Source organism: Pseudomonas sp. SJZ079, from assembly GCF_007993865.1.
GTDB lineage: Bacteria > Pseudomonadota > Gammaproteobacteria > Pseudomonadales > Pseudomonadaceae > Aquipseudomonas.
Map to the genome: position 1 here is coordinate 1 of NZ_VIUH01000016.1, position 19,952 is coordinate 19,952.

Below are 19,952 nucleotides of genomic sequence, written 5' to 3' on the forward strand. Positions count from 1 at the left end.
TTGGCAAGGGAATGACCATTACCTGCGTCCTGCGCCTAAACGGGGGCCATTTCTCGCGGCAACGCGGCTCGCAATGAAACGGCAACAGACCCTAGACTGTGACGATCTGTTGAGGAGTACTGCATGGACATTTTCAGTATTGCCGTGTTGATCTTTCTGGTCACCGACCCGTTTGGCAACATCGCCATCTATATTTCTGCGTTGAAAAACGTGACGGCCAAGCGCCGCCTGGTGGTGGCGGCGCGCGAACTGTTATTTGCCCTGGTCCTGCTCCTGCTGTTTCTGACCTTTGGCGACAAGGTCCTCAGCGGGCTCGGTTTGTCCCGTGAAGCCATCGCGATAGCCGGCGGCATCATTCTGTTCGTCATCGCCATGCGCATGATCTTTCCCGGACCGCAGGGTCTGCTTGGCGACGTGCCGGATGGCGAGCCGATGCTGGTGCCGCTGGCGACCCCGGCAGTCGCCGGGCCATCTGCGCTGGCGGTGTTGATGACCCTGCGCAATACCCACGAGGGGGCGTTGTGGGAACTGTACCTGGCGGTGTTCCTGGCCTGGGCGGCGACCGCCTTTATCCTGTTGCAGGCATCCTTTCTGCAGCGTTTCCTCGGTCCCCGCGGGCTGACCGCAGTGGAGCGGCTGATGGGTATGTTGCTAATCATGCTCAGCGTCGACATGCTGTTGGATAACCTGCAAAGCGTGTTGCATATCAACCCATGAGAGTGCCTTACCTTGCCTTGTTGCTCAGCCTGCTGGCGGGCTGTGCCAGTGGTCCGCGGATCGACACCTCGCATACCGCCAGCGGCCAGAGCAGTCGGGTGCATTACATCATCCTGCACTACACCTCGAGCGACCTGCCGCGTTCGTTGCGCATGCTCACCGAGCAAGAGGTCAGCAGCCATTATCTGATCGGCGATGCCCCGGCGACCATCTACCGGCTGGTCGATGAGAATCGCCGTGCCTGGCACGCCGGCGACAGCCAGTGGCAGGGGCGCACCTGGTTGAACGGGACTTCGATCGGCATCGAGCTGGTCAATCAGGGCTATCGCGACACCCCCGCCGGGCGAGTCTGGCAGCCCTATTCGCAGGCGCAGATCGAGGCGCTGATCGTCTTGCTCAAGGACATCATGCAGCGTCACCAATTGGCGCCAGGCAGCATCATTGGCCACAGCGATGTGGCGCCGCAGCGTAAGGTCGACCCGGGACCGCTGTTTCCCTGGCGGCGTCTGGCCGATGCCGGTCTGATGGTGTGGCCGGATGCCCAGGCGGTGGCGCGCCAGCAGGCGCTGTTCGACCGGAGCCTGCCGACGGTGGCCTGGTTCCAGGCGCAACTGGCGCTGCAGGGCTACGAGGTGCCCAGCGACGGCGAGCTGACGGAGGCCACGCGCAAGGTGCTCGCGGCCTTCCAGATGAAATACCGCCCGGCGCGCTACGACGGCGAGCCGGATGCCGAGACGGCGGCATTACTCCAGGTACTCAACAGCGGCCCTAACAGGTCGTTGCAGAATGAAGCGAGCGATGGCTAGGGCCGTACCCGCTCCCTACGGGTAACGGCATTTCCCACATCCATCTGGGTCACAAGGCGAAATCAGCCGCAACGCAGCGAAGCGGAGTCACAGCCAAAGGCTTCTGGCCCGCAGGGCGATCGGTAGCGAGTCAAAAGCGCACGACTGCCTGGATGCAGGCGGTAGGGCGAAGCAGGATGCCCGAGCCGGGTGTACGAGCTGTACATGAGCATTTGATTCGCTTCGCTCACCCCTTCGGGGCCGCGCTAAAGCGCGTTCAGCGCGGCGCTTTTGTGAGGCTGATTTCAACGCCGCCTAGCCAAGCGCAGTAGTTTTTCAACGGCCTGCTAAACGCGGCGCGTGAGGGGGCCGGCGATCAGGCGGGAGGTGGCCCGCGCTGCCGGGAGGCGCTCCAGGCTAAGGTTCCCGGCCGCTTAACGCTGCAGCGCCAAATAGAACTGGGTGCCTTGCCCCGGCCGCGATTTCACCCCGATGTGGCCGCCGTGCAGTTCGACGATCTCCTTGCACAGCGCCAGCCCCAGGCCGGCGCCGCCCTTCCTGTGGCCGACCTGGACGAACGGCTCGAAGATCCGGGCCTGCTGGGTGTAGGCGATGCCTTCGCCATCGTCGCTGATGCTGATGATCACCCGTTCGCCCTGGACTCGTGCCTGCAGGTTGATCTGCCCGCCGCTGCGGCTGTGGCGCAGGGCATTGCCGATCAGGTTGTCGAGTACCCGCTCGATCTGCAGACGGTCCAGGCGCACCTTCGGCAGGCTGTCGTGGGGCTCGATGCTCAGGGCGATCTCGCGTTCGCTGGCCTGGGAGGCGAAGCGCTGCTGGGCCTGACTGAGCAATTCGTCGAGGTCACAGGGCGCCAGTTCGAGTTTCTGTAAGCCATTCTGGTAACGCGAGAAGTTCAACAGGTCGTTGATCAGTCGTACCAGGCGGTGCATTTCTTCGTCGATGGTGCGCAGCAGGTCGGTTTCACGGGCCTCGTCGCTGAAGTGCAGACGCTCCTGCAGCAGACCAAAGGCCATGTGCATGCCGGTTACCGGGGTGCGCAGTTCATGCGAGGCGCGCAGCACGAACTCACTGCGCACGCGCTCGAAGGCGCGTTGCTTGGTGACGTCGTGGAGCACCATGACCGCGCCCTGGATATGGCCCGCGGCATGGCTGACCGGGGTCAGGCTGTAAGCCAGCAGGCGGGTTTCACCGTCGGCTTCGATCTGCAGGTCCTCCAGCGCCTGCTCCAGATTCTTACCTTGCAGCACCCTCTGCAGCTGCTCATCCAGTTCGGGACGTTGCAGCGCGTGGCCCAGGCTCTGGCCGAGTGGCTGGTCGTGCCAGTCGAGCTGGCGCTGGGCGACGGGGTTGAAGTGTTCCAACAGGCCGTTGCGATCGAAAATCAGCAAGCCGTCATCGATGCTGTCGAGCACTGCCTGCAGGCGGCGTTGCTCGGCCATCAGCGCGGCGACATTGCTGTTCTTGAACTGCTGCACGGCCTCGGCCATCAGGCCGAAACGCCGACTCAGGGTGGCCAGCTCGGCGGCCTGAGAAATGGGCAAAGACACCTGGAAATCACCTTGGCCGATCTGATCGGCGGCACGGGCCAGTGCCTCAATCGGCTGACCGAAGCGCCGGGCAATGCTGTGCGCGGTGATGAAACCGATCAGCAGCACCGCTAGGCCGATCAGGCCGAGCAGCCCGGTAATCAGCCAGGCCCGTTCGCGCATCTTCGCCTGGTCACTGTGCACCTGTTCGACATAGCGGGTCTGCACCGCGTTGATACGATCGCGCAGGGCTTGCAGGGCGCGGCCGAAGTCGTCGTTGCGGAGCAGGGTGCGGCGTACCGTCAGCGGTTTCCTCAGCAGTTCTTGGTAATGCGCATAGGCGCGGCCGATTTCGGCCACCGCCTGACGGTCGCTGTCATCGACGGCGCCTTCACTGGCCTTGCCGAACCATCGCTGGAAGCGCGCATCGGAGGCTTTCAAGGCCTGGCGGTCGAGCTTGTCGGCAATCATCAGGATGACCTGGGTGCCCATCTCCTGACGCAGGCCGAGGGAGGCGTCGATGATGTCGAGGTTGCGGGTCATCGCCTGGTTCTGCCCTTTGCTCAGCTGCCACACGCTGAACATGCCGAGCAACAGGCCGAGCAGGGCCACGGTGATCAGCGCGCTGCTGCCGAGGAACAGCTGGCTGCGCAGTCTCATAGGCCGAGCAGCTTGCGCTTGCGATACAGGGTCGAGGCGTCGATGCCGAGTGTCCTGGCCGCCTGCTCGAGGGTTTCGCTGGTGGCCAGTACCGCGGCGATGTGGGCTTTTTCCAGTTGCTCCAGGCTGAGCTCGGCACCGACCCGTGGCGCGTCATTGCTCGCGCCAGTGTTCAGGCCGAGGTGGTTGAGTTGCACCCGTTCTTCGGCGCAGATGATGCTGGCGCGCTCGATCACGTTACGCAGCTCGCGAATGTTGCCCGGCCAGGGGTAGTCCAGCAGCGCGGCCCGCACTTCATCGCTGAAGCCGCGGGCCGGGCGCGCGTAGTCCTTGACGAAGCGCGCGAGAAAACGCTCGGCCAGATCGAGGATGTCGTCGACCCGCTCGCGCAGTGGCGGCAGGGTGAGGGTGATGACGTTGAGGCGATAGAGCAGGTCTTCGCGAAACAGCCCTTCGCTCACCATATCCCGCAGGTCGAGGTTGGTCGCGGCGAGGATGCGCACGTCGGCGCGGCGGGTCACCGGGTCGCCGACGCGCTCGTATTCCTTGTCCTGAATGAAGCGCAACAGCTTGGATTGCAGGGCCAGCGGGAAATCGCCGATCTCATCGAGGAACAGGGTACCGCCATCGGCCTGGTTGACCCGGCCCAGGGTGCTCTCGCTGGCGCCGGTGAAGGCGCCCCGGCTGTGGCCGAACAGCTCGCTCTCCATCAGCTCGGCGGTGAGTGACGGGCAGTTGATGGTTACGCAGGCTTTCTTCGCGCGCTGGCTCCAGCCGTGGATGGCGCGCGCCAGTTCGCCCTTACCGGTGCCGGACTCGCCGAGGATGAGGATATTGGCATCGGTGACAGCCACCTGGCGGGCGGTTTCCAGTACCGCCATCATCGCCGGACTGTGCGAGTCGAGGTCGTTCTTGGCCTTATCCACCTGGCCTTCCAGGGCTTCCAGGCGCACGGACAGCTGGCGTACTTCCAGCTGTTTGGCAGCTGACATGCGCAGTTGTTCCGGGCTGCAGGGCTTGACCAGGTAATCCGCCGCGCCGGCCTGCATGGCATCCACTGCGGTATCCACCGCGGAATGCGCGGTGACTATCACCACGCGCATCCACGGCGCCTGTACGCGCATCTGCGCCAGCACGTCGAGGCCATTGTCATCGCCCAGACGCAGGTCGAGAAAGCACAGGTCGAACACCTGGCGTTGCAACAAGGCATCGGCCTGGGCGGCGCTGTTGGCCGTGGCCACCTGATAACCCTGGTCCTCCAGGCAGTAGCGGAAGGTGCGCAAGATCGCCGATTCGTCATCGACCAGGAGTATGCGTCCGCCTTGCTGCTCTGCTGCTTCCATGTGCGTGCTCCAGTGATTGAGTGCATGTAATTAGTCCAGAAACTTTCGTGCAAGTTGCACGGCGTATCTGCAGCAATCTTGCAAGCTGCAAGCCTGGGGCTGTCAGCATAAATACTTAAGTAATTGGTTTTAAAGGTTTTATTGGAATTTAAAAAGCTGGCACAGGGCTTGCGAATATCTATGCAACGGCTGCCACTGGCAGCACGTATATGGATATGACTGGAGGAACCGCCATGACTCACTTGAAAACCCTTGCCTTGGCCACTGCAACTGCCAGCGTGATTGCCCTGACGCCCTTGACCACTTATGCGGCCGAAGGCGACATGAGCCGCGAGCTCAGCGAAGCACGTCAGGAGGGAGCGATCTGGACGGCTATTACCCTCAACCGTCATCTCAACCCGTTCAGTATCGACGTCGACGTGGAGAACGGCAGCGCCAAGCTCACCGGTAGTGTCGAGACCGACGTCGAGCGCGACCTGGCCGAACAGCTTGCGTTGGGTATCGAAGGCGTAAATAAGGTCGATAACCAGCTGAAAGTCGACGCTAAGGCCCAGCGCAAAGGCGAGAGCGAGTCGACCCTGGCGCAACGGTTCGACGATGCCACGCTGGTCGCTACGGTGAAATCCAAGCTGCTGTGGAACAGCAGCACCGAAGGTCTGGACATCGATGTCGATGCCAAGAATGGCGTGGTCACCCTGACGGGTAGCGCGCAGACCCCGGAGGCCAAGGAACTGGCCGGTCGCCTGGCCGGCAACACCAAGGGCGTGCGTGAGGTGCATAACAACCTCAGCATCAGCGCCGCCGACAGCACCCCGGCCAAGGCGCAGAACGCCGCCGATGACGCCAGAGCGGCGATTAGCGACGCCTGGATCACCAGCAAGGTGAAATCCAGCTATCTCTATAGTCGAAACCTTGATGGTTTGAATATCTCGGTCGACACCCAGGGCGGCATGGTCAGCCTCAGCGGTAAGGTGCAGAGCAATGCCGAGAAGCAACTGGCCATCGAGACGGCCCGCAACATCCGCGGGGTGCGCGGTGTGGATGCCGACACCCTGCGTGTTGAAGGCTGATGATCCGCTGGCCAGGGTTGGCCAGCGTCCCTTGCCCGGTGCCGCATGACGCGGCGCTCACCAAAGGAGAAACAGCATGAGCAGCAAGACAGCACAACTCAACGAGCTGATTGAAATCACCCGTGACGGCCAGCGCTTCTACGAGCATGCCCAGGAGGCGGTCAAGGATGTTCGCCTGCAAGCGGTGTTCCGTGACATGGCGCGGGTCAAGACCGAGGTCATCCAGGCGCTGGCGGTGAAAGTCGCGGCCAACCATGAGACGCCAGCCACCGGTGGCACCCTGCTGGGCAAGTTGCGCCAGGTCTATGCCGATACCCGTGCGCTGCTCTCCAGCGAGGAAGAGGCGACCTACGTGGCCCAGTTGGAAGAAGCCGAGGACCGCATCCTGCATGCCTTCGAGGATGCCCTGGAGTGTGCTGAGCCGGACGTTAAGGCGCTGCTCGCGGTGGAGATGCCCAAGGTGCGCGCCTGCCATGAGCGCATGCACGCACTCAAGCAAAGCATGCAGTAACACCGGGTTGTGGAGTGAAACAGGGACGTTTCGCTCCTCCATGGTCTTCACAGCATCGGGCAAAACACCCGATGAAAACGGGGGTGATCGTGCAGGCTGCCGCTAGCGCGTCAGCTGTTATTTTTTAACTTGTTGATTTAGATGTATTTTTATTTTTTGTACGAGTGGCATGCCGACTGCAATAGGTAAAGCAGGCACGGCAAGAATTAGAAGGAGTTCAGGATGAGTCGCCGTTACTTGCCTTTCCCCTTGTTGGTTAAAGGACTGTTGGCCAGCGCAGCACTGCTGTTGTTGCTGATTGGCGAGCAAGGGCTGGATGCCAAGCCGACGACGCAGGCGGCGAAATGGCGTCCTCTGCCGACAGAGCAGGTACTGAGTGTGCAACCGGCTGCACAGCTGCAACCGGTGAAGCGCATCGGTCAGTCGCCGCTCTGGGAACGGCAAACCTTGCCACGCAGCTGGGTGTTCTAGATGCAGTCCGCCAGGCAGCTAGGCAGACGCGCTTATCGGGTTGGCGCCGTTCGGCGCCGCTGCAGTACGCGATAAGGGTTGTGTGGGGCCACTTCGATTTTACCTGTTACACCGCAATATCCCGAAAAACTGAAGGAGAATCATCATGTTAAGTTGGGCTATAACCTTTCTGATCATCGCCATCGTTGCCGCTGTGCTGGGCTTCGGTGGTATCGCAGGCACCGCAACCGGCATCGCGAAGATTCTGTTCGTGGTGTTCCTGGTGATGTTTGTCGTGTCCTTCATCATGGGCCGTCGACGCGGCTGAGGCGTATCGATGCCGTTACTCAAGACGCGCGCTGCTGTCATAGCTGGGCGGCAGCGTGGCGGCTGGAGCTGTCGGCGCTCAGCGCGACCATGGCCATGAACGCCAGCCCGGGCGCTCGCGCTTGCCCAAGCCATGCGTCGGCCGTTGTTGGTTGTCCATGCCACGCCCGTTGATTATCAACGCGGCCTGGCTACTTACTCTCTCCTTCCTTTCCTCCTTCCCACGGGCTATTACAGGCGCGTTATCATCCGCGCACTGATGGGGGGATGAACCATGCTGAACGGCCTGTGGCTGAGCTTTTTCGTGGTAGCGGCGGTGGCCGGGCTGTCCCGCTGGTTGTTGGGCGACGATCCGGCGGTGTTCGCCGCCATGGTCGAGAGCCTGTTCGCCATGGCCAAGCTGTCGGTCGAAGTGATGATCCTGCTGTTCGGCACCCTGACCCTGTGGCTCGGCCTGCTGCGCATCGCCGAGAAGGCCGGTCTGGTGGATGCCCTGGCACGTCTGCTCGGGCCGTTGTTTGCCCGATTGATGCCAGAGGTACCGCGTGGCCACCCGGCGCTCGGCCTGATCACCATGAACTTCGCCGCCAACGGCCTGGGCCTGGACAACGCCGCCACGCCGATCGGCCTCAAGGCCATGCGTGCGCTGCAGGAGCTCAATCCCAGCAGCACCACGGCGAGCAATGCGCAGATCCTCTTTCTGGTGCTCAACGCCTCCTCCCTGACCCTGCTGCCGGTGAGCATCTTCATGTACCGGGTGCAGCAGGGCGCGCCCGATCCGACCCTGGTGTTCCTGCCGATTCTCCTGGCCACCAGCGCCTCGACCCTGGTCGGCCTGCTGTCGGTGGCGTTGATGCAGCGCCTGCGCCTGTGGGACCCGGTGGTGCTGGCCTACCTGATTCCCGGTGCGCTGCTGCTCGGCGGCTTCATGACGCTGCTCGCCGGCATGTCGGCGATGGCCCTGGCGTCACTCTCCTCGCTGCTCGGCAACCTGACCCTGTTCGGGGTGATCCTGCTGTTCCTGCTGCTCGGCGCACTGAAAAAGGTGGCGGTGTACGAAACCTTCGTCGAAGGTGCCAAGGAAGGCTTCGACGTGGCCAAGAGCCTGCTGCCCTACCTGGTGGCGATGCTCTGCGCGATCGGTGTGTTGCGCGCCTCGGGCGCCCTGGAATTTGGTCTGGACGGCATTCGTTGGCTGGTCGAATGGGCCGGCTGGGATACCCGCTTCGTCGAGGCCTTGCCCACCGCCCTGGTCAAGCCGTTCTCCGGCAGCGCGGCGCGCGCCATGCTGATCGAGACCATGCAGACCCAGGGCGTCGACAGCTTCCCGGCGTTGGTCGCCGCGACCGTGCAGGGCAGCACCGAGACCACCTTTTATGTGCTGGCGGTGTACTTCGGTTCGGTTGGTATCCAGCGTGCCCGGCATGCCGTGGGCTGCGCCCTGCTGGCCGAGTTGGCCGGCGTGTTGGCAGCCATTGCCGTGTGCTACTGGTTCTTCGGCTGAGCGATATCTGCGGCGGGCTCAGTGGTCGAGTCTTGCGCGGCGACAGGCGCTGCGACCGGGTCCTCCACCACGTCCTCCACTGCGGCGGGCGCGTTCGGCGTCGACGGCGCGTCTGACGCCAGCACCTCGAAACGCAGCACGCCGATCATCTGCCCCGCCTCGGTCAGCACCTGCACCTGCCAACGGCCGACTACGTCTTCGGGGAAATTCTGTTTGTGGGTCCAGGCGCGGTAGCCCTTCTTGCGCCCGCCATGAATGTCCAGGGCGATGCGCTCGACTTCTTTGCCCGCGTGCCGCCAGACGTGATAGATGCGCTCGTCCAGCCCGCGCGGCGCGCTGATTGCGGTATAGGCGTACAGCCCCTGGTTACGCAACTGGGCGACGCTGAGCTGTTTGAGTCCCTTGCCGGGTGCACGGTTTTGACCATCGAATTCGGTGGTGACTGCCACTTCGCTCAGCCACAGGGTGGCCGGCGGCACCCAGACACGCGCCAGCCAACCGCCAGCGCCGAGGGCCAGGGTCAGGCCCAGCAACAACAGGCCACGCCACCAACGCTGCACGGTGATGATGCCGAGCAGGCTGGGAAACGACAGCACCGCCGCTACCGCCAGAGCCAGTTTATAACTCTGCGGGGTGGTCAGTTTGAGGATGATCGGCAGCGCGGTGAGCAGCACGGCGAACAGCGTCAGGCTGTGATAGGCCAGCAGCAGCCAGCGTCGTGGCGCGACCCACTTGTAATATAGCGGGTCGATGATCGAAACCAGCGCCGCCGCGCCCAGCAACCCGCTGAACAGAGCCTGGCCGCTGTTCCAGGTGGTGGTAATGAAGAAGAACGGCAGCACGAAGAACAGGCTTTCCTGGTGAATCATCTGCGCCGCGTAACGCAACAGCGGCGGTGGCAACTCGAAGCCGAAGCGTCGGGCGATGTGCTCACTGAGGATGTTTTCCAGAATCAGCCACAGCCAGCTGACCAGCAGCACCAGCGCCAGCACCCGGGCCAGTTCGGCTTGGCGCTCGACCAGCAGAAAACTGGCCACCCCGGAGAGAAAGCCAAAGACCGCCACGACCCCTGGGTGCCGCTGAATCAGGGCCAGAAGTTGTACAAACGCGGGTTTGCAGCGACTGAAAGCGGACAAGGGCAGGCTCATGGTGAAGGCGGCGGGAGAGGCTGGCCTAGGATACGGTATTCATCTGGACTACCGCCCGCCCGTCTGTCCAGCAAGCGTCGTGCCGGCATCCGCAGAACGGCCCGGTCAACAGCGCTCAATGCGCGACCCAGGCGGCAACCTCAAGTGGGACCAGAGTCGCGGTGGTTCAGGCGTGCATGACTACTCCGTCCGCCTGGGAAACTGAAGATCTCCTGGCAAATCGCCCCGCCGTTCATGTCTTGCGCCGGCGCCAGGCGAGCATGAGTAACAGCAGTGCGGCGGCGACCGCACTGATCAACCAATACAGACCCACGACACTCAACAATGGCAGCTCAACCCGGATATAGCCGGGCTGCTGGAACAGCTGGCGAATGGCCGCATTGGCCTGTTCCAGGCTGACCGCCTGCAGCTGTTTGGCTAGATCGCGGAAATGACCCTCGTCGTAGTCGCCCAGGGCGTTCCAGTAATAAGTGGCCAGGGCGCTGTTGCCCTGTACCGCCCAGACTTGTTTGGCCACGGCGGCCTGTTGCAGGCGCCGCCAGGTTTCAGGCTCGAGACCGTGCTGTTGGATGTCTTGCACCAGGGCGCGTAGCACCCGTTCGGCGGCGGCCAGGTCGCTGCGCTGCAGTTCGGCATTGAGGCTGAAGAAACTGCTGCCGCCATACACGTTGCGTTCGCTCCAGGGACCGTAGGCCAGGCCGTGCTCGATACGCAGCTGCCGGTAGAGTTGCCAGTCGAGGTAATCGCTGAGCAGCTCCCAGGTTTGCGCGTCGTGCTCGCCGACCCAGGGTTCGGGGAAGATCCAGTGCAGGCTGGCGCGGTCGCCGACCAGGCCGTCGAACAGGCTGCGGCGGGCCTCGGCCGTATGGCTGACGGTGGGCAGCTCGCGCGGCTCTGGCAGTTCAGCGGCCGGCAAGGCGCCGAAGCTGCGATCGAGGTAGGCCGGCAATCGAGGGTCGAGATCGCCCACCAGGATCAATGTCATATTGTTCGGCACATACCAGTCGTCGCGCAGTTGCTCCAGCTGTTCAAGCGTGAGCGCGGCGAGGGGCGCGCGTTCGGCACAGGCCAGGCCGAGTTCCACGGCCAGTTGCTGGTGGGCCTCGCGGCCGAGGTTCTGTTGATCGAGCAGGCGCTGCAGGTTCGAGTCATGCCCGCCGTTCTCGCGCTCGACCACCCGTTTCGCGGCGGCGACTTTGCGCTCGTCCAGCTCAGTATTGAACAGGCTGGCGAGCAGCAGGTCGAGCACCGCGCGCTGCTGCTTGGCCGGTGCCTCGATGACGAAGCTGGTGTCGGCGTCGCGGGTGTAGGCGTTCCACTCGCCGCCCAGGGTCTGCATGCGCGCCTCCAGGCCGGCTTCGCCGCTGGCGTCGATGCCGCTGAACAACAGGTGTTCGAGCAGGTGTGGGAGTTCTTTTTCGGCACAGGCGAAATTATCGAAACCGACGCCCACCACCAGGCGGATCGCCACATGGCCGCGTTCGACGGTGGGTTTGAGCAGCAGTTGCAGGCCATTTTCCAATAGGTAGCCTTCGACCTGCAGAGGGTCTTCGGCCAGGGCCGGGTTGCTCAAGAGCAAGCACAGCAGGAACAAGGTACGCATGCGAGTCTTCCTGACGATCACCGTCTCAGCATAACCGCTGTTGTGGGCTGCTGCGATCCGCCACCAGGCTGACGGGTTCGGCGCCGTACTGCGCCGTTCGCCGGGCGGCAGGCGGGTTTACTGGCGCAGCTGCGCGAAAAAACATGCCGGCCAGGCGGGCTATTGCCGCACCGGACACGTGCAGCCGGCGGATGGCGACTACACTGATTTTGCGCTGCGCGATGTGGCTTCAGCAGTTAGACTGCGCCGCCTCCGACTGCAGCCCATAAGGCGCGGGCGGCTCACACAACCAAAAAAGGAGAAATCCCATGAAAGGCAAATCCCTCGCATGGGTCCTGTCGGCAGCACTCGCGGGTATCACCCTGAGTGGCGCGGCACAGGCCGAGGATAGGTTCATCACCATCGGCACCGGCGGGCAAACAGGCGTTTATTACGTGGCCGGTCAGTCGATCTGCCGCTTCGTCAACCGCGCTGCGGTTGAGAACAAGATCAAGTGCAACGCCCCGGCCAGTGGCGGCGGCGTGGCCAACGTCAACGGCCTGCGCAGCGGTGAGTTCAACTTCGGCATCATGCAGTCGGACCACCAGTACAAGGCCCTCAAGGGCCTGGCGCCGTTCGAGGCCGAAGGCGCCATGGACGATATCCGCGCACTGTTTTCCCTGCAGAGCGAAGTGTTCACCATCCTCGCCCGCCGCGACGCCAAGATCACCAGCTTCGATGACCTCAAAGGCAAGCGCGTCAACGTCGGCAACCCGGGTTCCGGGCAGCGCGACACCCTCGACGAGATCATGGCGGTGAAAGGCTGGGACAAGTCGGTATTCGCTTTGTCTGCCGAGCTGAAGCCAGCCGAACAGGCCTCCGCCCTGGGCGACAACAACATAGACGCCATGACCTACTTCGTCGGCCACCCCAACGGCGCGATTCAGGAAGCCACCACCACCACCGACGCGGTGCTGGTACCGGTAACGGGCGCCGATATCGACAAGCTGCTGGCGGAGAAGACCTACTACACCAAGGCCGAGATCCCGGGCGGCATGTACAAGGGCAACGATGCCGCGACCCCGTCCATCGGTGGCAAAGCCGTGCTTTCCACCACGGCCCAGGCCGACCCGGACGTGGTCTACCAGCTGGTCAAGTCGGTGTTCGACAACCTCGACCGCTTCAAGCGCTTGCACCCGGCCTTCGCCGATCTGAAAGCCGAAGACATGATCAAGGTTGGCCTGACCGCACCGCTGCATGAAGGCGCCGTGCGCTACTACAAAGAGCGTGGCTGGATGTAACGGCGGCACTCGGCCGTTCGCGCCCGGCGTCGGTCGGGCGCCAAGCTTGACTAAGCTTGAACCAAGCCCGCGCGCCGCCAGGCCGCGGGTTTTGCCGTTCTTTCACCTCTCGAATGCAGGTTTCACCCATGCATGACAAGCAACTGTCCACCGAAGAACTGATTGCCCAGGACGTCGGCGCGCGCACCCCGGCCGGCGTCATGGCCCAGGTAATCGCTGGTCTGGCCCTGCTCTGGTCGTTGTTCCAGTTGTGGATCGCCTCGCCGCTGCCGTTCATCTTCAACTTCGCCGTGTTGAACAACACCGAGACCCGCGCCATCCACCTGGCGTTCGCCCTGCTGCTGGCGTTTCTCGCCTTTCCGGCGTTCAAGAAGTCGCCGCGCGACCGCGTGCCGCTGCTGGATGTGGCCCTGGGACTGGTCGCCGCCGCCAGCGCGGCCTACCTGTTTATCTTCTACCAGGACCTGGCGCAGCGCCCCGGCAGCCTGACCAGCGCCGACCTGGTGACCGCCTGCATCGGTATTCCCTTGCTGCTGGAAGCCACCCGTCGCGCGCTCGGCCCGCCTTTGGCGATCATCGCCCTGATATTTCTGATCTACAGCCTGGCCGGCCCTTACATGCCTGGCTTGCTGGCCCATCGCGGGGTGAGCTTCACCGCCATGGCCAACCACCAGTGGATCACCACCGAAGGGGTGTTCGGCATCGCCCTCGGCGTGTCCACCAGCTTCGTCTTCCTCTTCGTGTTGTTCGGCGCCCTGCTCGAACGCGCAGGCGCCGGGCACTACTTCATCCAGCTGGCCTTCAGCCTGCTCGGCCACCTGCGCGGTGGTCCGGCCAAGGCGGCCGTGGTGGCCTCCGGCTTGACCGGGATGATTTCCGGCTCGTCGATCGCCAACGTGGTCACCACCGGCACCTTCACCATCCCGATGATGAAGCGCACCGGCTTCTCGGCGGAGAAGGCCGGTGCGGTCGAGGTGGCCTCCTCGGTCAACGGCCAGATCATGCCGCCGGTGATGGGCGCCGCGGCCTTCCTGATGGTCGAGTACATCGGCATGCCCTATGTCGAGATCATCAAGCACGCCTTCCTGCCCGCGGCGATCTCCTATATCGCCCTGCTCTACATCGTCCACCTGGAGTCGCTCAAGCTCGGCCTACAACCGATTGGCGGCCACCAGCCCAAACCCTGGCTGCGCCGCCTGACCGGTTTCGCCTTCGGTGCGGCGCTGATCAGCGGCCTGTCGCTGGCGGTCTACTACGGCCTCGGCTGGCTCAAACCGGCGCTCGGCGACTACGCCCTGCAAGGCATCGGCGCGCTGCTGGCGCTGGTCTACCTGGGCCTGCTGAAGATCGCCGCCAGCGTCGCCCCGCTGGAACCGGAAGACCCGGACGCGCCACTCGACGCGCTGCCGCAGACCCGCGCGGTACTGCTCAGCGGCCTGCATTTTTTGCTGCCGGTGGTGGTGCTGGTCTGGTGCCTGATGATCGAGCGCCTGTCGCCCGGCCTGTCGGCCTTCTGGGGCAGCGTGATGCTGGTGATCATCCTGCTCACCCAGCGCCCGCTGCTGAGTTGGCTGCGGACCGATGGCCAGCACGAGCACGGCACATTCATCGACGGCCTGGTCGACCTGCGCGAGGGCCTGCTGGCCGGCGCGCGCAACATGATCGGCATCGGCATCGCCACCGCAGCGGCCGGGATAATAGTCGGCGCGGTGTCGCAGACCGGGGTTGGCCTGGTGCTGGCCGATCTGGTCGAACTGCTGTCGATGGGCAACCTGCTGCTGATGCTGATGCTCACCGCGGTGTTCAGCCTGGTGCTGGGCATGGGCCTGCCGACCACCGCCAACTACATCGTGGTGTCCAGCCTGCTGGCGCCGGTGGTGGTCACCCTGGGCCAGCAGAACGGCCTGATCGTGCCGCTGATCGCGGTGCACCTGTTCGTCTTCTACTTCGGCATCATGGCCGACGTCACCCCGCCGGTGGGCCTGGCCTCGTTCGCCGCGGCGGCGGTGTCCAAGGGCGACCCGATCAAGACCGGCATCACCGCCTTCTACTACAGCCTGCGCACCGCCGCGCTGCCGTTCCTGTTCATCTTCAACACCGACCTGCTGCTGATCGACGTGGACTTGTGGCACGGCGTGCTGATTTTCGTGGTGGCCACCGCCGCCATGCTGATCTTCGCCGCCGGCACCCAGGGTTTCTTCTTGGTGCGCAGCCGCTGGTACGAGAGCCTGTTGCTGTTGCTGGTGGCCTTCACCTTGTTCCGTCCGGGTTTCTGGATGGACATGCTGCACGACCCCTACCGCGACACCCCGCCGGCGCAACTGGAACAGACGCTGGGCGAGGTCGCAGCGGGTAGCGAGCTGCGCTTGCGCGTCAGGGGTGAGGATGCGGTCGGCGATCCGCGCGAATTCGCCGTGCTGCTGCCGGTGCCGGAGGGCGCTAGTGGTGCCGAGCGGCTGCAGAAGATCGGCCTGCTGACCTACGAGGACGCCGGCAAGCTGCTGATCGACAGCGTCACCTTCGCCAGCCCGGCCGCCGAAGCGGGCCTGGTATTCGACCAGGAGATCCTCCGCGTGCGGGCGCCCACCGAACGTTGGCTCAAGGAGCTGATCTGGCTGCCCGGCTTCCTGCTGTTCGGCCTGATCGTTTGGCTGCAACGCCGGCGCCGGCCGCAGGTCGCGGCGCACCCCGCCCGCGCCTGACACTCAGGCAGCACTCTACAAAAGGCAGCCTCGGCTGCCTTTTGTCTTTATAGGGTGTGAAGCCCTGATCGCTGCACTGCATTGCCATGCCGCAGGTAGCGCGAGCGTTCTGTCGTTTTCGGTTATTGGAAGGTCGTGCACTGCGGGCTGGGCGGCGGGCACGCCGGGTAAATTGCTTGCTGGTGGACGCAATGGCCCAGGCTAAAGACGTTCGTTATATCGGAAAGGACTGCGGAGCGAACATGACAGCCAGAGAAGATTCACACGACCCCCAGCAAGTCGATCCCGTCACTCTACGCAAAGTCATCGCCGCTTCAGCGATTGGCAACTTCGTCGAGTGGTTCGACTTTGCCGTATATGGCTTTCTCGCGGTGACTATCGCTGCGCTGTTCTTCCCGCCGGGAAATGCCTCCATGGCATTGCTGCAGACCTTTGCGGTATTCGCCGTCTCTTTCGCCCTGCGTCCGCTAGGCGGCATCTTCTTCGGCATTCTCGGCGACAGGATCGGACGCAAACGCGTGCTGGCGTTGACTGTGTTGTTGATGGCCGGCGCTACCACCATGATTGGACTGCTGCCCACCTATTCGTCGATCGGTATGTTCGCGCCCTTGCTGCTGGCGCTGGCGCGTTGTGTCCAAGGCTTTTCCGCGGGTGGTGAGTATGCAGGGGCCTGTGCGTTTGTCATGGAGCATGCACCTACTGAGCGCAAGGCACGTTACGGCAGCTTCGTACCGGTCTCGACCTTCATTGCTTTCGCTTCGGCGGCTGCGATCGTGTTCGGATTGGGCTTGCTGCTTTCCGAAGCTGAGATGCAGCAATGGGGCTGGCGCATTCCCTTCCTGATCGCCGCGCCGCTGGGCTTGGTTGGCCTTTACATGCGCCTGCGCCTGGATGAGTCCCCAGCGTTCCGCTCGCTGGCTGCTATGCCGCAAGCCAGCCACTCGCCGTTGACGGAAACCTTGCGCAACCATGGTCGCACCATCCTCTGCTTGTCGGCATTTATCTCCGCCACCGCGCTGTCGTTCTATATGTTCAGCACATATCTCACCACCTATATGCAGGTGGTAGGTGGGGCCTCGCGACCGACCGCGCTGCTCGCCAGCTTCATCGCCCTGGTGTTTGCGGCGTTGTTATGTCCCTTGGTGGGCCGCTACTCGGATCGCGTCGACCGACGCCGAACCATCCTGACCGCCTGCCTGAGCCTGATAGTCGCGGTATATCCCGCCTTCATGCTGGCCGGCTCGGGCACCCTGATTGGTTCGGCTCTCGGCGCTATGTTACTGGCCGTCGGGGCAGTGATCTGTGGGGTGGTAACCGCAGTGCTGCTCTCCGAGCAATTCCCCACCCAAGTTCGCTATACCGCCTCGGCGTTTACTTACAACCTGGCGTACACGGTATTCGGGGGTACTGCACCCTTGGTAGGCACCTGGTTGATTGAACAAAGTGGCAACCGAATGGCGCCGGCTTTTTACTTGATTCTTATCGCGTTGCTCGCCCTGGCGGGGGGTATGGCGCTGCCGGAGTCGTCGAAGCGTTCATTGGCGTACCAGCCGAACTGAATCGGGCAAATCGGGGCAGACCTCGAATGCTCTGCGCGGCAGATCGCTAAGCCGTGGACTGCCTCCGGCTCTATTCAACACCTACCTCTTCGGGCTTCAGCGCGCCGGTTTCACGGTTTTCCAGCACCACGTAGGCGCTGCTGCAGACCAGGGAGTTGAGCCGTTTCATGTCGCCGATCAGCTCCAGGTGCAGCGAGCTGGTCTCGATGCTCTGCACCACATGGTGGTGCAAGCGACTGACGTGGGCGTGGGCCAGGCGCCGCTCCTGGATGCGGAAGCGGCGCTTTTCATGGAGCAGCTGACGCGCGCTTTCCGCATCGCCGGAGAGAAATACCGAGAGGCCCAGGCGCAGGTTGGCCATCAACCGGGTATGCAACTCGGTCAGTTCTGCCAGACCGCTGTCGGAGAACGAATGGCGCTGCGCGGTCTTCTGATCCTGCAGCTTGCCGAGCATACGTTCGACGATGTCGCCGGCCTGTTCGAGGTTGACCGCCAGTTCGATGATTTCCGCCCAGCGCCGGCTTTCGTGCTCGCTGAGCACTTCGCGGGGGACCTGGGCCAGGTACAGCTTCACGGCGCTGTACAGCGCGTCGACATCGTCATCCAGGAGCCTGAGTTCGCGGCTCTGGGTCGGCTGGTTGCCGCGCAGCACTTCCAGCAGGTGGCCCAGCATGGTTTCGATCAGGTCGCCGATGCGCAGGGTCTCGCGCACCGCATTGGCCAGCGCCAGGCTCGGCGTGGCCAGCGCCGTGGGGTCGAGGTGGCGCGGCCGGGCGACGCCACCTTGCTCGGGGCGGTCCGCCAGCAGCCAGTTGCAGAAACGTGCCATCAGGCCGGTGCTCGGCAGCATCAGCAGGCAGCGCAGGCTGTTGTAGAGCAGGTGGAAGCCGATCACCAGCTCCTCCGGGCGCCAATCCAGGCTGTCCAGCCAGCTCACCAGCGGGTTGAGCAGGGGGATCACCAGGACCAGGCCAATCAGCTTGTACAGCAGGCTGCCGAGCGCCACTCGCCGGCCGGCCTGGGTCTGCAGGCTGCTGGTGAGAAAGGCCAGGATGCCGCTGCCGATATTGGCGCCGATCACCAGACCGATGGCCACCGGCAGACTGATCAGCCCGGCGCCGGTCAGCGTCGCGGTGAGCAGCACGGCGGCCAGGCTGGAATAGGAAATCAGGGCGAACAGCGCACCGACCAAGGCGTCCAGCAGCAGGTCGCCGGTCAGCGAGGCGAACAGCACCCGGATCCCCTGCTCCTGGGTAATCGGCGTGGCGGCCGCGACTATCAGCTCCAGGGCCAGCAGCATCAGGCCCAGGCCGATCGCCACGCGACCGAGCTGGCCGGCGCGGGTCTGCTTGCGCGAGAGGAAGAAGATCACCCCGAGGAAGATCAGCAGCGGCGACAGCCAGCTCAGATCGAAGGTCAGCACCCGCGCCATCAACGCCGTACCGACGTCGGCGCCGAGCATGATCGCCAGGGCCGGGGTCAGCGCCATCAGGCCCTGGCTGACGAAGGAGGTGACCAGCAGCGCGGTGGCGTTACTGCTCTGCACCAGGGCGGTCACGGCGATCCCGGCGGCAAAGGCCATGGGTCGCTTGCTGACGTTGTGGCTGAGTACCTTGCGCAGGTGCGAGCCGTACACGCGCAGGATGCCGGTACGGACGATATGGGTACCCCAGATCAACAGGGCAATGGACGAGAGTAGATTGAGCAGGGTCAGCATCGCGCATCTCCCTGACGCGGGTTGCCCAAACGAGGGCAACAACTGGGTGCGACGCCTAGGGTTCGACGGTGAATCCGTAGATTAGGTGTCGCGGGTAAGTGAATGGCCTGGCTGGATATTTTTACCAAGCCTGCCTTTAGCTTTAGTCGTCAAATGGCATTGGCGCCAGCCGCGTCAGCACAACTCACCGCGCTGGCAGGGGTTAGACGGGCAACTGTTCGGCCAGTTCCAGCAGGCTGGCGACTTGCCTGTCCGGCTCGATGCCCCAGGGATCGAGTACGGCTGTCGCGGTGCGCTTGATCCAGGCGCTGTGCAAGCCGGCATGGGCGGCGCCGAGCACGTCGAAGGGGTTGCTGGAGACCAGCCAGGTCTCATCTGCCGTACTTTGCGTGCGGGTCAGCAGGTGCTGGTAGACCACCGCTGCCGGCTTGAAGCTGCGCACCTCCTCGACACTGACGATCTCGCGAAAGAAGTTCAGCAAGCCGGCCTGTGCCAGCAAGGCGCGTACGGCACTGCGACAGCCGTTGGAAAAGGCGTACAGCTGGGCGCCCTGCCCCTGCAACTGGGCCAGCCCGGCGGCGCTGTCGGCGAATGCCGGCAAGTGTGCCCAGGCTTCGAGCAGGCGCTGCTGAGCCTGGGCATCGAGGGGCGCCTGCTCGGCCGCGCAGGTGTAAGCCAGGGCCTCACGGGTGCACTGGGAGAAGTCCACATAGGCGCCCATCAGGCCGCGGCGGAAGCTGTACTCCAGCTGCTTGTCGCGCCAGCGCCGGTAGAACCCCTCAGCCTTGGGGCCGAGCCACTGGCGCAGCTGGCGGATCACGTCGCTGGGGTCGATCAAGGTGCCGTACACATCGAAGGCCAGGGTAAGCGACATGGGGATTCCTCGGCTGGTGATGGTCTTGCATCATGGCAGAGGCAGGTGGGGCGGGCACTAGGGCTTTGGTCGCAGCAGGCCAGCTGCCGACCGGCGACAGGGGCCGTCGCGGCATGCCTTCAGACGGGGCGAACTGGTAACCTAGTGGCCTG

Annotated in this window: 16 protein-coding genes; 10 read left to right on the forward strand and 6 right to left on the reverse strand. The window is 63.8% G+C overall.

Annotated elements, in window-relative coordinates:
• Positions 1 to 123: 123 nt before the first annotated feature.
• Both FBY03_RS14830 and FBY03_RS14835 read left to right on the forward strand, forming a co-directional pair.
• Positions 124 to 717 carry a MarC family protein gene (locus FBY03_RS14830; protein ID WP_147173143.1) on the forward strand — a complete coding sequence of 198 codons (594 nt, stop codon included), beginning with the start codon at positions 124 to 126 and terminating at the stop codon, positions 715 to 717.
• Positions 714 to 1,523: an N-acetylmuramoyl-L-alanine amidase gene (locus FBY03_RS14835; RefSeq protein WP_147173144.1), complete on the forward strand. Its 810-nt coding sequence runs from the start codon at positions 714 to 716 to the stop codon at positions 1,521 to 1,523. Before FBY03_RS14830 ends, FBY03_RS14835 begins: the two co-directional genes overlap by 4 nt.
• Positions 1,524 to 1,936: 413 nt before the next feature.
• On the opposite strand, the gene FBY03_RS14840 is transcribed toward FBY03_RS14835, so the two are convergent.
• Both FBY03_RS14840 and algB read right to left on the reverse strand, forming a co-directional pair.
• Positions 1,937 to 3,712: a KinB sensor domain-containing domain gene (locus FBY03_RS14840; protein ID WP_147173145.1), complete on the reverse strand. Its 1,776-nt coding sequence runs from the start codon at positions 3,710 to 3,712 to the stop codon at positions 1,937 to 1,939.
• The gene (gene algB / locus FBY03_RS14845; RefSeq protein WP_147173146.1) at positions 3,709 to 5,055 is read right to left on the reverse strand and encodes a sigma-54-dependent response regulator transcription factor AlgB; all 1,347 of its coding nucleotides are present in this window, start codon (positions 5,053 to 5,055) and stop codon (positions 3,709 to 3,711) included. Before algB ends, FBY03_RS14840 begins: the two co-directional genes overlap by 4 nt.
• A gap of 233 nt (positions 5,056 to 5,288) precedes the next feature.
• Here algB and FBY03_RS14850 point away from each other — a divergent pair, with 233 nt between their 5' ends.
• From FBY03_RS14850 to FBY03_RS14870, 5 genes are all read left to right on the forward strand, one after another.
• Positions 5,289 to 6,125, forward strand: a complete 837-nt coding sequence (locus FBY03_RS14850) for a BON domain-containing protein (RefSeq protein ID WP_147173147.1) — start codon at positions 5,289 to 5,291, stop codon at positions 6,123 to 6,125.
• Between the two features lie 76 nt (positions 6,126 to 6,201).
• Complete coding sequence (locus FBY03_RS14855; protein ID WP_147173148.1) at positions 6,202 to 6,636, forward strand: PA2169 family four-helix-bundle protein; 435 nt, start codon at positions 6,202 to 6,204, stop codon at positions 6,634 to 6,636.
• 222 nt (positions 6,637 to 6,858) lie between these two features.
• On the forward strand, positions 6,859 to 7,107 hold the full coding sequence (locus FBY03_RS14860) for a hypothetical protein (protein WP_147173149.1): 249 nt from the start codon (positions 6,859 to 6,861) through the stop codon (positions 7,105 to 7,107).
• Between the two features lie 145 nt (positions 7,108 to 7,252).
• Positions 7,253 to 7,414, forward strand: coding sequence for a DUF1328 domain-containing protein (locus FBY03_RS14865; RefSeq protein WP_147173150.1), 162 nt, complete (start codon positions 7,253 to 7,255; stop codon positions 7,412 to 7,414).
• Between the two features lie 273 nt (positions 7,415 to 7,687).
• Entirely contained in the window at positions 7,688 to 8,917 is a 1,230-nt protein-coding gene (locus tag FBY03_RS14870) for a nucleoside recognition domain-containing protein (protein ID WP_147173151.1), read from the forward strand.
• Here the strand turns inward: FBY03_RS14870 and FBY03_RS14875 are convergent.
• Both FBY03_RS14875 and FBY03_RS14880 read right to left on the reverse strand, forming a co-directional pair.
• Positions 8,899 to 10,053: a DUF5924 family protein gene (locus FBY03_RS14875; RefSeq protein WP_256677940.1), complete on the reverse strand. Its 1,155-nt coding sequence runs from the start codon at positions 10,051 to 10,053 to the stop codon at positions 8,899 to 8,901. The two genes, FBY03_RS14870 and FBY03_RS14875, sit on opposite strands and share 19 nt — an antisense overlap.
• 244 nt (positions 10,054 to 10,297) lie before the next feature.
• On the reverse strand, positions 10,298 to 11,668 hold the full coding sequence (locus tag FBY03_RS14880) for a pitrilysin family protein (protein ID WP_147173153.1): 1,371 nt from the start codon (positions 11,666 to 11,668) through the stop codon (positions 10,298 to 10,300).
• 308 nt (positions 11,669 to 11,976) lie between these two features.
• On the opposite strand from FBY03_RS14880, the gene FBY03_RS14885 reads away from it, so the two are divergent.
• The 3 genes from FBY03_RS14885 (at position 11,977) to FBY03_RS14895 (ending at position 17,209) form a co-directional block, all read left to right on the forward strand.
• Entirely contained in the window at positions 11,977 to 12,948 is a 972-nt protein-coding gene (locus FBY03_RS14885; protein WP_147173154.1) for a TAXI family TRAP transporter solute-binding subunit, read from the forward strand.
• A gap of 128 nt (positions 12,949 to 13,076) precedes the next feature.
• Complete coding sequence (locus tag FBY03_RS14890; protein ID WP_147173155.1) at positions 13,077 to 15,650, forward strand: TRAP transporter permease; 2,574 nt, start codon at positions 13,077 to 13,079, stop codon at positions 15,648 to 15,650.
• A gap of 242 nt (positions 15,651 to 15,892) precedes the next feature.
• Positions 15,893 to 17,209, forward strand: a complete 1,317-nt coding sequence (locus FBY03_RS14895) for an MFS transporter (RefSeq protein ID WP_147173234.1) — start codon at positions 15,893 to 15,895, stop codon at positions 17,207 to 17,209.
• Between the two features lie 70 nt (positions 17,210 to 17,279).
• Here the strand turns inward: FBY03_RS14895 and FBY03_RS14900 are convergent, their stop codons facing one another.
• Entirely contained in the window at positions 17,280 to 18,926 is a 1,647-nt protein-coding gene (locus tag FBY03_RS14900; protein WP_147173156.1) for a Na/Pi cotransporter family protein, read from the reverse strand.
• A gap of 202 nt (positions 18,927 to 19,128) precedes the next feature.
• A complete protein-coding gene (locus tag FBY03_RS14905) occupies positions 19,129 to 19,800 on the reverse strand; it encodes a haloacid dehalogenase type II (protein WP_147173157.1) in 672 nt (223 codons plus the stop codon).
• Positions 19,801 to 19,952: the final 152 nt, after the last annotated feature.

Bases quoted from the DNA above. Each gene is read 5' to 3' on its own strand.
- FBY03_RS14830 (WP_147173143.1), top strand. From the start codon at position 124: ATGGACATTTTCAGTATTGCCGTGTTGATCTTTCTGGTCACCGACCCG.
- FBY03_RS14835 (WP_147173144.1), top strand. From the start codon at position 714: ATGAGAGTGCCTTACCTTGCCTTGTTGCTCAGCCTGCTGGCGGGCTGT.
- FBY03_RS14840 (WP_147173145.1), bottom strand. From the start codon at position 3,712: ATGAGACTGCGCAGCCAGCTGTTCCTCGGCAGCAGCGCGCTGATCACC.
- algB (WP_147173146.1), bottom strand. From the start codon at position 5,055: ATGGAAGCAGCAGAGCAGCAAGGCGGACGCATACTCCTGGTCGATGAC.
- FBY03_RS14850 (WP_147173147.1), top strand. From the start codon at position 5,289: ATGACTCACTTGAAAACCCTTGCCTTGGCCACTGCAACTGCCAGCGTG.
- FBY03_RS14855 (WP_147173148.1), top strand. From the start codon at position 6,202: ATGAGCAGCAAGACAGCACAACTCAACGAGCTGATTGAAATCACCCGT.
- FBY03_RS14860 (WP_147173149.1), top strand. From the start codon at position 6,859: ATGAGTCGCCGTTACTTGCCTTTCCCCTTGTTGGTTAAAGGACTGTTG.
- FBY03_RS14865 (WP_147173150.1), top strand. From the start codon at position 7,253: ATGTTAAGTTGGGCTATAACCTTTCTGATCATCGCCATCGTTGCCGCT.
- FBY03_RS14870 (WP_147173151.1), top strand. From the start codon at position 7,688: ATGCTGAACGGCCTGTGGCTGAGCTTTTTCGTGGTAGCGGCGGTGGCC.
- FBY03_RS14880 (WP_147173153.1), bottom strand. From the start codon at position 11,668: ATGCGTACCTTGTTCCTGCTGTGCTTGCTCTTGAGCAACCCGGCCCTG.
- FBY03_RS14885 (WP_147173154.1), top strand. From the start codon at position 11,977: ATGAAAGGCAAATCCCTCGCATGGGTCCTGTCGGCAGCACTCGCGGGT.
- FBY03_RS14890 (WP_147173155.1), top strand. From the start codon at position 13,077: ATGCATGACAAGCAACTGTCCACCGAAGAACTGATTGCCCAGGACGTC.
- FBY03_RS14895 (WP_147173234.1), top strand. From the start codon at position 15,893: ATGACAGCCAGAGAAGATTCACACGACCCCCAGCAAGTCGATCCCGTC.
- FBY03_RS14900 (WP_147173156.1), bottom strand. From the start codon at position 18,926: ATGCTGACCCTGCTCAATCTACTCTCGTCCATTGCCCTGTTGATCTGG.
- FBY03_RS14905 (WP_147173157.1), bottom strand. From the start codon at position 19,800: ATGTCGCTTACCCTGGCCTTCGATGTGTACGGCACCTTGATCGACCCC.